The organism is Pandoraea sp. XY-2, from assembly GCF_004193915.1.
Taxonomy (GTDB): Bacteria; Pseudomonadota; Gammaproteobacteria; order Burkholderiales; family Burkholderiaceae; genus Pandoraea; species Pandoraea cepalis.
In genome coordinates, this window is record NZ_CP030849.1 from 597399 (window position 1) to 611317 (window position 13919).

General features: G+C 64.1%; 14 protein-coding genes and 1 pseudogene. 2 read left to right on the plus strand and 13 right to left on the minus strand.

What is annotated here, in order from left to right; translation table 11 throughout:
* Positions 1-45: 45 nt before the first annotated feature.
* The 3 genes from ispE to DRB87_RS02730 all read right to left on the minus strand — a co-directional run bounded on the left by ispE (position 46) and on the right by DRB87_RS02730 (position 3679).
* A complete protein-coding gene (gene ispE, locus DRB87_RS02720; protein WP_130024769.1) occupies positions 46-915 on the minus strand; it encodes a 4-(cytidine 5'-diphospho)-2-C-methyl-D-erythritol kinase in 870 nt (289 codons plus the stop codon).
* A 224-nt stretch (positions 916-1139) separates the two neighbouring features.
* Positions 1140-1736: an outer membrane lipoprotein LolB gene (locus tag DRB87_RS02725; protein WP_240756152.1), complete on the minus strand. Its 597-nt coding sequence runs from the start codon at positions 1734-1736 to the stop codon at positions 1140-1142.
* 26 nt (positions 1737-1762) lie between these two features.
* On the minus strand, positions 1763-3679 hold the full coding sequence (locus DRB87_RS02730) for a tetratricopeptide repeat protein (RefSeq protein ID WP_130024771.1): 1917 nt from the start codon (positions 3677-3679) through the stop codon (positions 1763-1765).
* Between the two features lie 79 nt (positions 3680-3758).
* On the opposite strand from DRB87_RS02730, the gene mutM reads away from it, so the two are divergent.
* Together mutM and mutY are read left to right on the plus strand one after the other, a co-directional pair.
* Positions 3759-4589 carry a bifunctional DNA-formamidopyrimidine glycosylase/DNA-(apurinic or apyrimidinic site) lyase gene (mutM, locus tag DRB87_RS02735; protein WP_130024772.1) on the plus strand — a complete coding sequence of 277 codons (831 nt, stop codon included), beginning with the start codon at positions 3759-3761 and terminating at the stop codon, positions 4587-4589.
* A gap of 83 nt (positions 4590-4672) precedes the next feature.
* Positions 4673-5830, plus strand: a complete 1158-nt coding sequence (mutY, locus tag DRB87_RS02740) for an A/G-specific adenine glycosylase (RefSeq protein WP_130024773.1) — start codon at positions 4673-4675, stop codon at positions 5828-5830.
* Between the two features lie 15 nt (positions 5831-5845).
* Here the strand turns inward: mutY and rapZ are convergent, their stop codons facing one another.
* From rapZ to DRB87_RS02790, 10 genes and pseudogenes are all read right to left on the minus strand, one after another.
* Positions 5846-6721, minus strand: coding sequence for an RNase adapter RapZ (gene rapZ / locus DRB87_RS02745; protein WP_130024774.1), 876 nt, complete (start codon positions 6719-6721; stop codon positions 5846-5848).
* 230 nt (positions 6722-6951) lie between these two features.
* Positions 6952-7263, minus strand: coding sequence for a PsiF family protein (locus DRB87_RS02750; protein ID WP_130024775.1), 312 nt, complete (start codon positions 7261-7263; stop codon positions 6952-6954).
* A gap of 146 nt (positions 7264-7409) precedes the next feature.
* Positions 7410-8375 (minus strand): HPr(Ser) kinase/phosphatase, encoded by a 966-nt coding sequence (gene hprK / locus DRB87_RS02755; RefSeq protein WP_017232650.1) that lies wholly within the window; start codon positions 8373-8375, stop codon positions 7410-7412.
* 96 nt (positions 8376-8471) lie between these two features.
* Entirely contained in the window at positions 8472-8927 is a 456-nt protein-coding gene (gene ptsN, locus DRB87_RS02760; RefSeq protein WP_130024776.1) for a PTS IIA-like nitrogen regulatory protein PtsN, read from the minus strand.
* Between the two features lie 225 nt (positions 8928-9152).
* Positions 9153-9506 carry a ribosome hibernation-promoting factor, HPF/YfiA family gene (hpf, locus tag DRB87_RS02765; protein WP_017232648.1) on the minus strand — a complete coding sequence of 118 codons (354 nt, stop codon included), beginning with the start codon at positions 9504-9506 and terminating at the stop codon, positions 9153-9155.
* Between the two features lie 142 nt (positions 9507-9648).
* Positions 9649-11153, minus strand: a pseudogene (locus DRB87_RS02770) (RNA polymerase factor sigma-54).
* A gap of 76 nt (positions 11154-11229) precedes the next feature.
* Entirely contained in the window at positions 11230-12000 is a 771-nt protein-coding gene (gene lptB, locus DRB87_RS02775; RefSeq protein WP_026131715.1) for an LPS export ABC transporter ATP-binding protein, read from the minus strand.
* A 25-nt stretch (positions 12001-12025) separates the two neighbouring features.
* Positions 12026-12724 carry a lipopolysaccharide transport periplasmic protein LptA gene (gene lptA / locus DRB87_RS02780; protein WP_130024777.1) on the minus strand — a complete coding sequence of 233 codons (699 nt, stop codon included), beginning with the start codon at positions 12722-12724 and terminating at the stop codon, positions 12026-12028.
* On the minus strand, positions 12721-13380 hold the full coding sequence (gene lptC, locus DRB87_RS02785) for an LPS export ABC transporter periplasmic protein LptC (protein ID WP_130024778.1): 660 nt from the start codon (positions 13378-13380) through the stop codon (positions 12721-12723). The genes lptA and lptC overlap by 4 nt, the downstream gene beginning before the upstream one ends.
* A gap of 23 nt (positions 13381-13403) precedes the next feature.
* Positions 13404-13889, minus strand: coding sequence for an HAD family hydrolase (locus tag DRB87_RS02790; protein WP_051060087.1), 486 nt, complete (start codon positions 13887-13889; stop codon positions 13404-13406).
* Positions 13890-13919 lie beyond the last annotated feature (30 nt).

The following is a 13919-nucleotide window of genomic DNA, read 5'->3' on the forward strand; positions in this document are numbered from 1 at the left end:
CGTTGCCCTTGCCGCGTCGTAGGAAACGCAACAAAGTAAAACCCTTCACGCGAAGGCGAACAGCGGGTGTTCGGCCAGACTGGCGGTCACTTGACCCAGCCAGTGCTCTGGCAATCGCTGGTATGCCGCTTCCGCCTCTGCCTTCGTGTCGAATGCTGCAAACACACTGGCGCCGGAGCCCGTCATACGTGCGGTGGTGAAGGTTCTGAACCAGTCAATCACCGCAGCGACTTCCGCGTATTCTCGAATCACTGCCGCTTGCATGTCGTTACGGAAAATTTCATCCGTTCCTAACACGTTTTTGCTTGCGTGTTCGAGAAAGAACGCCATTGTGACGATCTTCGAATCCCTTGTCAACAGTGGATCGCGAAATATTTTGTCGGTCGCGACGTGGACGCGCGGGTTGACCACGAGGAAGTACCTGTGCGGCAAATCCACGGCGTGCAATTCCTCGCCCAGCCCTTCGGCGAACGCATTGCGGCCGAAGACGAAAAACGGCACGTCGGCCCCGAGTTGCAGGGCGAGCGCCTGAAGTTCCGCGCGCGGCAGATCGAGTTGCCACATGCGATTGAGCGCGAGCAGCGTCGTCGCGGCGTCGGAGCTGCCGCCGCCGATGCCGCCACCGGCCGGCAGCCGCTTCTCGATGGCAATCTCCACGCCGAAGTGCACGCCGCAATGGTGCTGTAGAAGGCGGGCGGCGCGCACCGTCAGATCCGTCTCAGGCGGCACTCCCGGCAGCGGGTTCGTGTGGACGATCCGTCCATCGTCGCGACGCGCGAAATGCAACGTATCGGCCCAGTCGATCAGTTGGAAGACAGTCTGCAGCTCGTGATAGCCGTTCGGCCGGCGTCCCACGATGTGCAGGAACAGGTTCAGCTTGGCCGGAGCCGGGCAATCACGCAGGATTTCGTACATGGCGATGCAAAACGATGGCTAACGAGCGTCGTCGCGGCAATGTCGCAACGTCGGTGTCTGGAGACGGGGACTTCCCCGCGCAATTCGATCCCTGCTCTCAAGGCGCGCGCGGCACACGACGCGCGTTGGATCGGGCGGCGCCAAGCATAGCACCGTCGCAACAAGCGCGTCCAAGTGGCCGCCGAAGCGATGCCGGTGCCCGGCCCAATCGGCGTCGCTCGACCTTACTCGTCGATCACGAGCCGCACAGCGAGCGGCGACCCGTCGAGATCGCGCGACAGGTCGATGCGCTTGACGCGTAGCGGCGCGCCGTCGAAAAAGGCCTGATAGTCGATCGTCCACCCGTCCTGCTTCAAATGCGTCGGCCGTTGTGTCTGGGGATCGCGCTCGATGCTCGCCTGCGATCCCGGAGCGCCCTGCATTTGCAACCAGTAGCGCAGGCCGCCCACCGGCAGCGCGAAGCCCAGGGCGTCATGCATGACATCTTCGAGGCGCGGGCCACTCAACGGTGCCTTGCCGGGTAATTCGAGCGACGCACGACGGGGATTCTCGCGCACGATCGCCTGGGTTTGTCCGAGCGGGTCGAGCAACTGAACGATCGCGTTGTCGCCGTTCTGCTGCCAGTCGAAATTGCCGTAGGTGTTGCGCGTTTCGCCATTCTGCTCGTAACGCACAGAGAAGCGGCCGCGGTAATGTTCGACGCTGGCGCCCGCCGTCGACGTCACCACGGTGGGCGGCGCGAGGCTCGCACAGCCGGTGACGAGCCCGGCGAGCGCACAGGCCAGGACCAGGGACGTGGCGCGAGCCGAACGCGACGCCACGCGCGAAAACGGCGACCTCGTCCGCATTACGGCGTCACGTTGTAGCGTTTCATCGTCGCGCGCAGCGTGTCGTCGTCGCCGTCGAGCTTGAGGGCTTCACGCCAGGTCTTGCGTGCCTCGTCCTGTTGGCCCGATTCCCACAGCACCTCGCCCAAGTGAGCGCCGATCTCGGCCTGCGCCTGAATGCCATACGCGCGGCGCAGCAGTTCGAGCGCCTGCGGTTTGTCGCCGAGGCGATACTTCACCCAGCCCAGGCTGTCCAGAATGTACGGATCGTCCGGCGCGAGCGCCGACGCCTTTTGCAGTAGTTTGAGCGCTTCCGGCAGACGGGTGTTTCGCACAGTCAGCGAGTAGCCGAGCGCGTTGTAGGCCTGTGCGTTTTCCGGCTGTGACGCCATCACACGACGCATCGTCTTTTCCATGACGTCGTAGTGTTTGTTCAACTCGGCCACCATGCCGTACTGATACAGCAGGTCCGGATCGTCGGGATGGTTCTTCACCTCGACGGCGAGCAGCTTTTCCGCCTCGTCGTAGCGTTTTGCCTTGACGAGCAAATCCGACTCGGCGCGCTTGAGTGCGAGTTGCTCACGCGGATCGCTCGTCTTGATGCTGATGCTGTGCAGCAGCGCACGGCCTTCGTCGACCTTGCCCTGGTCGGCGAGCAGCTGCGCGCGCCCGATCTGCGCGGGCAGATACGCGTTGCTGTCTTCGCGAATCTTCGAAAGCCACTGGTCGGCGGCCGGGTAATCCTTGCGGTCCTGGGCGATCTGCGCAAGATAGACATAGGCTTGCGCGCCGTCGGTGTTCTGCTGCTCGGCTTCCGACGCGTACTTCTGCAGATATTGTTCGGCCTGCTCCGGATGTTTGGCGTGCAGGTTGAGCAGCGCGAGCGCCATGAGCGTCGAGAGTTCGTGCGGGTAACGCTTTTCCAGCGTTTCGAACTGCTTCTGTGCCGCGTCGAGCTGGTTGTCGGCCAGCAGGAGCTTGGCGTAGGCGAAGCGCGCTTCCTTGGCGTTCGGATTGCGATCGAGGAAGGTCTTCAATCCGGCAATGGCGCTGCTGCGCTCTTCCGGCCCCATCTGACCGTAAAGCAGTGCGGCGGCTTCGTAATCGGGCTTGAGACTGAGCGCCTTTTCCAGCGACGCACGTGCGCCGGCGGTGTCGCCGGCATCGAGTTGCGAGCGGGCGATGGCCAGTTGCGCCTCGGGGCGTTGCATGTCGTTCGCCAGCATCCGCTTGAGCGACGCGATCCCTGTGGCGCGCTCCGGGCTGCGCGCAATCATCTGCTGCAGCTCGAGAATGGCCTGGCCGCGGCGCGCTTCCGGTACCTTGTTCAATTCGCCGACGAGCAGTGGCTCGGCTTCGGCCAGATGGCCGGTGCCGACCTCGAGGCTCGCGAGCAACTGCGATGCAGGACGCCAGGTCGGATCGAGTTCATGCCAGAGTCGGGCGGCAATGAGCGCGTCTCCGAGCTGGCGGGCGCCGAGCGCGATCTCGACCGCGCGGCGGGCCATGCGCGGGTCCTTCGTGCGATTGGCCAGTGCGACGTAGGTGTTGAAGGCGGGCGCCAGGCTGCCTTGCTGCAGGCTCAACTCGGCGGCCATCACCTCGAAAACGATCTCGCTGGAGAGCGCGACGTTCGGAAGCTTTTCGCGCGGGACATTCGCATCGGACGCCGCGGCCTCGCTGCCGGCGTTTGCCGAGGCGTCGCTCGCCCCTGCCGGCGCGCTCGCCGGCGCGGCTTGCGCCGTCGGCCGGGACTGTGCGAACGCGTTCGACGAAGGCAGGAACGCCATGATGGCGCTGGCGCAGGTTACGCCAAGCGCCGTTGCGCCGGCCCACGCCCCGCGTGCCAGGGCGCCGCGCAGGCGCAAAACCACGGGTGCCACGGTGAGCGCCGTGCTGGTCGCGGCGGGGATGGACTGGAATCGGGTGTTCGGCATAGGGATCCACGACAGGTTTCGAGCGATTGTAGCGCGCCCGATACAATAGAGTCTAAATCCTCAGCAAACGTTCGCAGGCATGCCTGAACTCCCAGAAGTCGAAGTTACCCGTCGCGGAATTACGCCACACGTGGCAGGCACACGCGTTGCCCGCATCGACGTGCGCAACGCCTCGTTGCGCTGGCCGGTGCCCGACGGGCTCGACACGCTCCTGCGCGGCGAAACGCTCGTCGGCGTGACCCGTCGCGGCAAGTACCTGTTGCTGGAATACGCGCCCGGCTGGCTGCTGGTGCATCTGGGCATGACCGGCACGTTGCGTGTCCTGCCCGAGCCGCAGGCGCTGCCGGCCGCCGGGGTGCACGACCATATCGATCTCGTTTTCGAGCGATGCGCGCTGCGGTATCGCGATCCGCGTCGGTTCGGCGCGGTGCTGTTCCATCCGCGCTCGGCGGGAGACGTGCTGGCGCATCCTCTGCTCGCCGGTCTCGGTGTCGAGCCGCTGACCGACGATTTTGACGGCCAATGGCTTTACGCCGGCACGCGCGGCAAGACCGTCGCCATCAAGCAGGCATTGCTCGCGGGCAGCATCGTGGTCGGGGTGGGCAACATCTATGCGTCGGAGAGCCTCTTTCGCGCGGGCATCGCGCCGCGTATGGCGGCGGGCAAACTCTCGCGGCCCCGCGCCGAGAAGCTCGCCCAAGCCATCAAGGACGTGCTTGCCGCGGCGATCGAGAAGGGCGGCAGCACGTTGCGCGACTTCGTTGGCAGCGACGGCAATCGCGGCTATTTCCAGCAGGAATATTTCGTCTACGATCGTGCCGGGCAACCCTGTCGCGTGTGTGGCACCCCGATCCGGCAGATCGTGCAAGGGCAGCGCTCCACGTTCTTCTGCCCGCATTGTCAGAAATAACGCAGGCGGCAATGGCCGATCGCGCAGCGGGTCGGCGGTTTGGCCGCGACGGCTGCCGTACACGACGCCCCCCAGAAAATGATATGAACGACTCCCTCAACGACTCCACCGCCGGCCCGCCGGCGAGCCATTTCGCCGAGCGTCTGATTGCCTGGCAGGCCGAGCACGGCCGTCACGACCTGCCGTGGCAGAACACGCGCGACGCCTATCGCATCTGGCTCTCCGAGATCATGTTGCAGCAGACCCAGGTCGCGACGGTGATCCCCTACTACACGCGGTTTCTCGAGCGCTTCCCCGACGTCGCGGCATTGGCGAGCGCCGCGCAGGACGACGTGATGGCGCTCTGGAGCGGCCTGGGCTACTACTCGCGGGCGCGCAATCTGCACCGTTGCGCGCAGGTCGTGGTGGCCGAGCACGGCGGTCGTTTCCCGTCCGACCCCGAGATGCTCGCCTCGCTGCCGGGCATCGGCCGTTCGACGGCCGCGGCGATTGCCGCGTTTGCCTACGATGCGCACGCCGCGATTCTCGACGGCAACGTCAAACGAGTCCTCGCGCGGGTGTTCGGCATCGAGGGATTTCCGGGCTCGCCGAAAATCGAGCGGGCGATGTGGACGCTGGCCGAGTCCCTGCTGCCGCAACGCGACTTGCCGGCCTATACGCAGGGGATGATGGATCTCGGGGCGACGCTGTGCGCTCGCGGCAAGCCGCGTTGCGGCGAGTGCCCGTTCGACGGCGATTGCGTCGCGCATGCAACCGGACGCGAGCGCACGTTGCCGACGTCCAAGCCCAAAAAGGCGCAGCCGGAGCGTTATGTCGATGTACTGGTGATTTGCGCGGGCGAGCGCGTGTTGTTCGAGCGACGGCCGGACAGCGGTATCTGGGGCGGGTTATGGAGCCTGCCGGAACTGACCCCGCCGTCCGACGCGCGCGACGCCGACGATGCGTTGCTGCGCGAGCGTCTGAGCGCGCATGCCGCCGCGCTCGGTGCGGGTAACGGGAGGGTGCAGTCGCTCGAACCGCTGCACGGTCTCACGCACGTTTTCACCCATTTCCGGCTGCACTTGAGGCCGTGGCGGGTGACGCTGGGCGCGAGCGCCGCGGTGCCGCCGAACGGTTCACGCCACGCGTGGCTGGACGCCGCAGGCGTTGCCGCCGCCGGCCTGCCCTCGCCGATCCGCAAGATTGCCGACGCCTTGTCGATCGGTTCGCCGAGCGACGGCCAACTGTCGTTGCCGACCTGAGCGGGCTGTTCCGGCTCAGGTCGTCGACTCGAGCGGGGCGAGTTCGCGATGGCGCACCAGCACGCTGGCTTCGGTGCGAAAGCGCTTACCCAGCGTTTCGGCGATGAACACGGAGCGGTGTTGACCGCCCGTGCAGCCGATCGCCACCGTCAGGTAACTGCGGTTGTCGCGCATATAGCTCGGCAGCCACTTCTGCAGATAGGCGCCGATATCGTTGGTCATCTCGTCGACTTCGGGGACGGCCGACAGGAAGTCGATCACCGGTTGATCGCGACCGGTCAGCGGACGCAACTGGGTGTCGTAATAGGGATTGGGCAGCGAGCGCACGTCGAAGACGAGATCGGCGTCGAGCGGCACGCCATGCTTGAATCCGAACGACTCGAACATCAGTGTGAGTCCGGTGTGATCGTGCTGGACGAACTCGCGGATCCAACGGCGCAACGCGCTCGCGCGCAAATTGCTGGTGTCGATCTGGTGACCGAGTTCGGCCACGCTGTTGAGCATTTCGCGCTCGGTCTCGATCGCTTCGACCAGCGAACCATTGGCCGAGACGGCATCATCGCTCATCACGGAGAGTGGGTGACGGCGGCGTGTCTCCGAGAAGCGCTGAACCAGCGTTTGCGTGGTGGCGTTGAGGAACAGGGCTCGCACGTCGTGACCGAAGCGACGCAGGCCGCCAATGATCGGTGGCAGATCGGCAAGCGAGCCGCCGCTGCGCGCGTCGATGGCAACGGCGAGACGTGTGTAGTTCTGCGTTTCGAGATACTCGGCGAGTTCAGGGAGAAAGCGCGACGGTAGATTGTCGACGCAGTAGTAACCCGCATCTTCGAGGACGTTCAGGGCGAGCGATTTGCCGGAACCCGAAACGCCGGTAATCAGTACGATCTTCATGAGATTCCCCGGATACAGCGATCATGGTAAGCGATTGTGTCGTATGGGTGTCGAGCCGCCAAAAAGAAGAACGTTCCATGCGTTTTTGCTCCATTCGCGAGACGGACGCGCGAGAAACGACAACGGCGCCCGCGAGGGGCGCCGTTGTGTCAGCCTGTGGGCGGTCTCGCCGCTTGTCCGTCCATCCGTCTATCCGTCAGAAGGTCGGTGCGGGAAAGCCCCCGGTGCGCTTACTTGTTCGACAGGCACGACTTCATGAACGCCTTGCGATCGTCGCCCTTCTTGTCGCCAGCCTGGGCATTGCAGGTCTTCATCTTTTCCTGCTGGGTCGGCTTGGCGGCGGGCTTGTTCGACAGGCATTCCTTCATGAACGCCTTGCGATCGTCGCCCTTCTTGCTGCCAGCTTGCGTATTGCAGGCGCCCATCTTGCTTTGTTGGGCATTGGCGGCCTTGGGCGCAGGCGCGGGGGCGGCCGTCTGGGCAAACACGGGCGATGCGAGCAGCGGGGATACCAGAAGCAATGCAGCGAATGCTTTTTTCATGATCGTCTCTCCATAAGGTCGACACGCACGGGATTGGACCGCGTGGCGATTACAACATGAAAGAAAACGCGCCGCAATCGCGCGGCGTTGACAGAAAGACGCAGAAATTGCGGTAAACCCGGGGCATTCGTCCGGCGGGAGATCGCTCAGAGCAGCCGGTTCTGCATGCCGTCCGGATCTTGCATGGCTTGACGCTGGCGCTCCATGAAATCCTTGAGGGTGTCGATGCCACGCAGTTGCAGGATCGTGTTGCGCACGGCGGCTTCGACCAGCACGGCGAGGTTTCGCCCGGCCGCCACTTGCAGAATCACCTTGTTGATGGGCAGGCCCAGCACATCCACGGTTTGCGCTTCGAGCGGCAGCCGTTGGAACTCGCCGTCGGGGCGGCGCACCAACTGAACGATCAACTTGAGCTTCATCTTCCGGCGCACGGCCGTCTCACCGAAGATCGTCTTGATGTCGAGCAAACCCAGGCCGCGCACTTCCAGCAGGTTTTGCAGCAGCGGCGGGCAACGGCCTTCGACGAAATCCGGCCCGAGGCGCACGAAATCGACCGCATCGTCTGCCACCAGTCCGTGACCGCGGCTGATCAGTTCCAGGCCGAGCTCGCTCTTGCCGAGGCCGGAATCGCCGGTGAGCAGCACCCCCATGCCCAGAATGTCGAGAAATACGCCGTGCATCGTGCATCGCGGGGCGAACACACGCGAAATGTACATGCGCAGACTGTCGATGACCGCCGCCGTCGACATCGGCGTGGTGAACAGTGGCGTGGAGGAGCGGGTACAGCGCAATACGAGATCGGGCGGGGCTTCGAGGCCGTCGGCCACCACGAGGAACGGCGGCTCGAGCGCGATGACTTCGCCCATGTGGCGCTTGCGGTTTTCGTCGGTGAGGCGCTGGTAGTAGCGCAGCTCGGCCTCGCCAAGGACCTGGATCCGGTTCGGATGAATGAGGTTCAGGTGACCCACCAGGTCGGCGCTGGAGGTGGCCGTCGACACGCTCTCGGGCGTAAAGCCGCGCTCCCACCCCTCGTGCCCGGTCAGCCACGACAAACGCAGCGTGGCGGCGTTGTCGTCGAAAATGCTTTGCGCGTTGATGCCGGTCAGTTCCACCGCGTCGCCTCGTTCGGTTGGGGTTGGGTGCTACGGAGTTCGTCCAGCGTCGCGGCGCGATACCCGAAACACCGGGATAGCCGCACCCGCGCCGGCTCAGGGTTGCCAGTTCGCGAGCGCGGTATGGATATCGTCGGCACTCGGCGCGGAGGTCAAGGTCTCGCGCATCGCGCGATCCGAGAGCAACTGCGCAATTTCGGACAATATCTCGAGATGCTGCTGCGTTGCCTGCTCCGGTACCAACAGGAAGAACAGCAGGGACACGGGTTGCGCGTCGGGGGCCTCGAAGGGAATCGGATCGTCCAGGCGCACGAAGGCTGCCATCGGATGCTTGAGGCCCTTGATGCGCCCGTGCGGAATGGCCACACCTTCTCCCAGTCCGGTCGAGCCGAGACGCTCGCGGGCGAACAGATTGTCGGTGACAAGCGCGCGCGACAGGCCGGCATTGTTCTCGAAGAGAAGCCCGGCTTGCTCGAAGACGCGCTTCTTGCTGGTGACAGACAGCCCAAGCAATATGTTGGACGCAGGTAAGAGTTTGACTAAACGGTTCATCTTGTAATGCGGGCGAACGCATGGTCGCCCTCCAGCCCCCGGTTGACCTCGCATTATAGACCACCCGTCGACGCACTCCCGGCGATGCGAGGGGGCATGCAAAAGGGGCCGTTCAACGGCCCGCGGTGGGTGATGCCAGACTTACGACAGACGTCGATGTGCGCGTGGGCTCCCTCGCGAATCGCCGTCAGTGTCGGTCAATGCGGCTACCTTGCCCGGACAGACTCATTGCAGCGGTTCCGCCTCGGGAGGTTCCTGGTGCTTGAGGGCCTCGCGGCCATGATCCTGAACCTTGTCCTTGTATTGCATAACCTTGCGGTCGAGCATGTCGATCAGCTTGTCGATGGCAGCGTACATGTTCTCGTCACACTTCTCGACGAAAATCTCCTTGCCCTTGAGATACACGGTGACGCTAGCGATCTGGCGTCCGGTCTTCTCCTTGGTCTTGTCGACAGATAGGATCACCTCGGCACCGATGAGCTGGTCGAAATGGCGCAACACGCGTTCAAGCTTGTTGACCACGAATTCGCGCAGCGACGGCGTGAGTTCGAGATGATGTCCACTGATCTTCAGATTCATAGCTGCTCTCCTTGCTGAAATGCCGAAGTGCAGGCCGCGTCACAAGCAACGCTGGCTAGCGGGAGTGCGAGCCATTGGCGTGACGCAATGTCGCACTGCGGCGTGATGCCCCAGCGAGCCAAGATGGCACACCAGGACCGTCCTACAAAGATTTGCGCAAGTTCACTGCGGGAATGCGCATGGCTTCACGGTATTTCGCGACGGTGCGTCGCGCTACCACGAACCCTTGCTCTGCCAGCAGCTCCGCGATACGGCTGTCGGAAAGGGGGGTCTGCGGATCTTCTGCTCCTATGAGTTGCTTGATGAGTGCGCGGATGGCGGTCGATGAGGCTGCGCCCCGGCTTCCGTGGCCACGTGTGAACCAAAGAAGTACTTAAGCTCGAAGGTCCCGAATGGAGTGAGCATGTACTTACTGGTTGTCACGCGTGAAATCGTGGATTCATGTAAACCCAGCGTATCAGCAATTTCGCGTAAAACCAAGGGCCGCATGCCGATTTCGCCATGCGTGAAGAAGTTCTTCTGACGCTCGACGATCGCCTGCGACACGCGCAGGATCGTGTCGAACCGCTGTTGGATGTTCTTGATGAGCCAGCGCGCTTCCTGAAGTTGCTGCTGCAGGTTGCCGGTTCCCGGCGCATTGCGGTTGTTGCGAAGGATGCGCGCATACATTTCATTGATGCGCAGGCGCGGCATGACCTCGGGATTGAGTTCGGCGGTCCAGCCGCCGCCTTGCTTGCGCACGAGCACGTCGGGGATGACGTAATCCGCCTGGGGCGAGCCGTAGGCGGCGCCCGGGAACGGGTCGAGCGAGCGAATCAGTTGATGCGCCGCGCGCAGGCTGTCTTCGCTCACTCCCAGCAGACGACGCAAGCGCGTGTAGTCGCGCGCGGCGAGCAGCTCCAGATGATCGGAAACGATGCGCAGCGACAGCGTTCGCACGCTGCTTGCCGGCAGTCGCTGGAGTTGCAGGCGAAGGCATTCGGACGGGGTTCGGGCGCCCACGCCTGCCGGGTCGAAGCTCTGCAGCAGCGCGAGCGCGGCATTGATCTCTTCGGTCTCGAGCCCGAGCTCTTCGGACATTTCCGATTGAATTTCGTCGAGCAGGGTACCGAGATAGCCGTCTTCGTCGAGCGATTCGATAAGGAATTCCACCAGCAGGCGATCGCGCGGGCTGGCTTTCGTCAGGCGCAACTGCGCGAGCAGGTGTTCGCGAAGATTGGGATGATCGACGTGCAGTTGCGGCCGCTCATTGTCGTCGTCGTCCGACGCACTGCCCGAGCGGGCAAAGTCGTTCAGGCTCCAGTCGTTGCCACCGTCGCGCGCGTTGTCGTCGAAGCGGGTCTCGCCGTCGAGTTCGCGGGCGTCGTCCTGGCCGCTGCCCGATTCCGGCGTGTCGTTGGTGCTGCTGCTCGACGAGCCCCGCTCATTGCGCAGCGATCCGTCCGTGCCCACACGAACCGTGCCGGCGAGCCAATCGTCCTCGCGCTCGAGCATCGGGTTCTGGGTGAGGGCGTGCTCGACTTCCTGCTGAAGTTCGAGCGTCGACAGTTGCAACAATCGGATGGATTGCTGCAACTGAGGCGTGAGAGTCAGGTGCTGGGAGGTGCGGAGTTGAAGGGTCGGTTTCATAGCATTTCTCGCCTTCATTGTAGAGGCTTTGTCACGCCAGCGAAACCGGCCCGGTCCCCTATCGGAGGCAGGGTTTACATGCGAAAAATTTGCTTTACATCCGGAAGTTTTCGCCCAGATATACGCGCCGCACGCTTTCGTCGGCCACGATCTGGTCGGGCGTGCCGGCGGCGAGCACCGAGCCTTCGCTGATGATGTAGGCGTGATCGCAGATGCCGAGCGTCTCGCGTACGTTGTGGTCGGTAATCAGGACACCGATGCCACGATCTTTCAGAAAACGCACGATTCGCTGGATTTCCAGCACCGCGATCGGATCGACGCCCGCGAACGGTTCGTCAAGCAAAATGAAGCGCGGTTGCGTGGCCAGGGCGCGGGCGATTTCCACGCGGCGTCGTTCGCCGCCCGAGAGCGACATCGCCGGATTTTCACGCAAATGGCTCACCTGCAACTCGTCGAGCAGCGCTTCGATGCGTCGGTCGATCTCGTCGCGCTTGAGCGGCTTGCCGTGCGCGTCGAGCTGCAATTCGAGCACTGCCCGGATGTTGTCTTCGACCGTGAGCTTGCGGAACACCGACGCTTCCTGCGGCAGGTACGAGACCCCCATGCGGGCGCGCTCGTGAATCGGCAGTTCGCTGATCACGTTGCCGTCGAGCTGGATTTCGCCGTCGTCGGCGGGCACGAGGCCCACGATCATGTAGAACGATGTCGTCTTGCCCGCGCCGTTCGGGCCGAGCAGTCCCACGACTTCGCCGCTCTTCACATCGAGCGAGACGTCCTTGACGACAGTACGGGCACCGTATTGTTTCTTGAGCGAGCGCACGACGAGCGCGCTCGGCTTGCCGGATTGACCGTCGCCCGGATGGATCGTCGAGGCGTTGCTGTTGACAGGATTACTCACGCGGATTCCCGATGCTTTTGGAGGGAGACAGCGGCGGCAGATCGCCCTTGGGCGCGGCCGCCGGCTTGCTCGCGCCGCCGGCGCTGGGCTGGTTCGCGCCAGTGGCATTGCGCGGGGCGAGCGTGGCGCGCACGCGGCCGTTCGGATTGTTGGCGTTGACCTGATCGGCACCGCTGTTGGCGGTATAGACCTCGTTGTACGTGTCGTAAGTGATCACACTGCCGTGAATCTCGTCGAGCACCCTCGTGCCGCAGGCCAGGCGCTTGAGCGTGGCTTGTGTGGTCAGCGTGGCGACTTCGGTCTTGCCGTTGTAATAGATCGTCTGGCCCCAGCCGTCGATGTATTCGTCCAGGCCGTCGCGCTTCTGGCGCATGTAGGCGAGCGGGCCGCCCGGCTTGTAATAGGCCGTGGCGTACTGATAGCCCTCCGGATCCTGAGTCACTTCGACGCGATCGGCCTTGAGGAGAATCGTCCCCTTGGTCATCGTCACGTTGCCGGTGAAGATGTTGACCTGCTTGAGGTCGTCGTAGCTCATGTGATCCGACTCGATATTGAGCGGCTTGTCGCGGTCGGCGCGTTCGGCATGGGCGAGCGGCGACGCGAGGGCGCCGAGCATGGCGAAGGCGGCGGCCAGTGCGCGTAGGCGACGCAGCGACAGAGAGACGGGGCGCGGTTGGCGGCGATCGGTCATGGGGTCTTGGGGCCCGGTTTGGTCTGAGTTGGCGCGCTCGGCGCGGCGGCCGGTGCCGGGCGATTGCCGCCCAGTTCCGCCGGCTGGATCGTGCCGTGAACATTGCCGAGCAATTGTACGGCGCGCGAGATGTTATTGAAAATCATGCCGTCGCCGTACATCACGGAAGCACCGCGGAACAGCTGGACTGGCAATTCCGTGCGAACGATGTCGTCGTTGACGAGCACCTGGAAGTGCTCGGACAGCGCGCGCATCTCCGGATCGCGCGGTCCGGCCTGACGTACCACGACCGCATCGTCGTACAGATCGACGACGGACATGTCGGCATTGAGCGTGCCGCGTTTGCTCGTGGCGGTCACTTCCGGTTGATTCGGCGTGAACGCGCGCACGGCGGGCATGGTCATGGCCGTGGTCTGGTCGTCCTCGAAATGCGTCATGTGCACGGCATTGACGCGGTATTGCGTGAGGCCGGTCGCCGACAGGGTGGAGATCACCATGTCGTCGGCGAAGTAATCCGGAATGTGCTGCTTTACATACGGCGCGCGGTCGGCGTCCGACGGCAGCGTGCGTTGCACGAGCCAGTAGGTGCCGGCGGCCAGGCCGGCCAGCACGACGATGGCGACCAGCGAAGCGGGTGAGAGGCGTTGAGTGGCCATGGATGATCGGCTTCCTCGACGCGTCAGGCGAGCGCGTCGGCGAGCAGGGCGTCGTAACGTCCCTGGGCACGCAGGATGAAGTCGCACAGCTCGCGCACGGCGCCTTCGCCGCCGCGCGTGGCGGCAACCCAGTGGCAGCGTGCCCTGACTTCGGCATGGGCATTGGCCGGGCAGGCGGCGAAGCCCACGCGGCTGAGGATCGGCAGATCGGGCCAGTCGTCGCCGATATGGCCGCAAACCTCGCTCGTCACCGACACCTTGGCGCACAGGTCTTCGAATGCGGCGCGTTTGTCCTGCACGCCCTGATAGACGTGTGCGACACGAAGATCGGCCGCCCGCTTGGCGACGATCTCGGACTGGCGCCCGGTGATGATGGCCGTGACGATGCCGACTTCGGCGAGCAGCTTCAGGCCGTGGCCGTCGAGCGAATCGAAGGTCTTGATGACTTCCCCGGCCGGTCCGTAGCGCAGGCCGCCGTCGGTGAGGACGCCGTCGACGTCGAACACCATGACACGCAGGCGCGCGGCGCGCGCAGCGGC

What these genes read in the sequence shown, in the direction of transcription:
- ispE (WP_130024769.1), bottom strand. Translation starts at nt 915, where the DNA reads ATGTACGAAATCCTGCGTGATTGCCCGGCTCCGGCCAAGCTGAACCTG.
- DRB87_RS02730 (WP_130024771.1), bottom strand. Translation starts at nt 3,679, where the DNA reads ATGCCGAACACCCGATTCCAGTCCATCCCCGCCGCGACCAGCACGGCG.
- mutM (WP_130024772.1), top strand. Translation starts at nt 3,759, where the DNA reads ATGCCTGAACTCCCAGAAGTCGAAGTTACCCGTCGCGGAATTACGCCA.
- mutY (WP_130024773.1), top strand. Translation starts at nt 4,673, where the DNA reads ATGAACGACTCCCTCAACGACTCCACCGCCGGCCCGCCGGCGAGCCAT.
- rapZ (WP_130024774.1), bottom strand. Translation starts at nt 6,721, where the DNA reads ATGAAGATCGTACTGATTACCGGCGTTTCGGGTTCCGGCAAATCGCTC.
- DRB87_RS02750 (WP_130024775.1), bottom strand. Translation starts at nt 7,263, where the DNA reads ATGAAAAAAGCATTCGCTGCATTGCTTCTGGTATCCCCGCTGCTCGCA.
- ptsN (WP_130024776.1), bottom strand. Translation starts at nt 8,927, where the DNA reads ATGAACCGTTTAGTCAAACTCTTACCTGCGTCCAACATATTGCTTGGG.
- hpf (WP_017232648.1), bottom strand. Translation starts at nt 9,506, where the DNA reads ATGAATCTGAAGATCAGTGGACATCATCTCGAACTCACGCCGTCGCTG.
- lptA (WP_130024777.1), bottom strand. Translation starts at nt 12,724, where the DNA reads ATGACCGATCGCCGCCAACCGCGCCCCGTCTCTCTGTCGCTGCGTCGC.
- lptC (WP_130024778.1), bottom strand. Translation starts at nt 13,380, where the DNA reads ATGGCCACTCAACGCCTCTCACCCGCTTCGCTGGTCGCCATCGTCGTG.
- DRB87_RS02790 (WP_051060087.1), bottom strand. Translation starts at nt 13,889, where the DNA reads ATGGTGTTCGACGTCGACGGCGTCCTCACCGACGGCGGCCTGCGCTAC.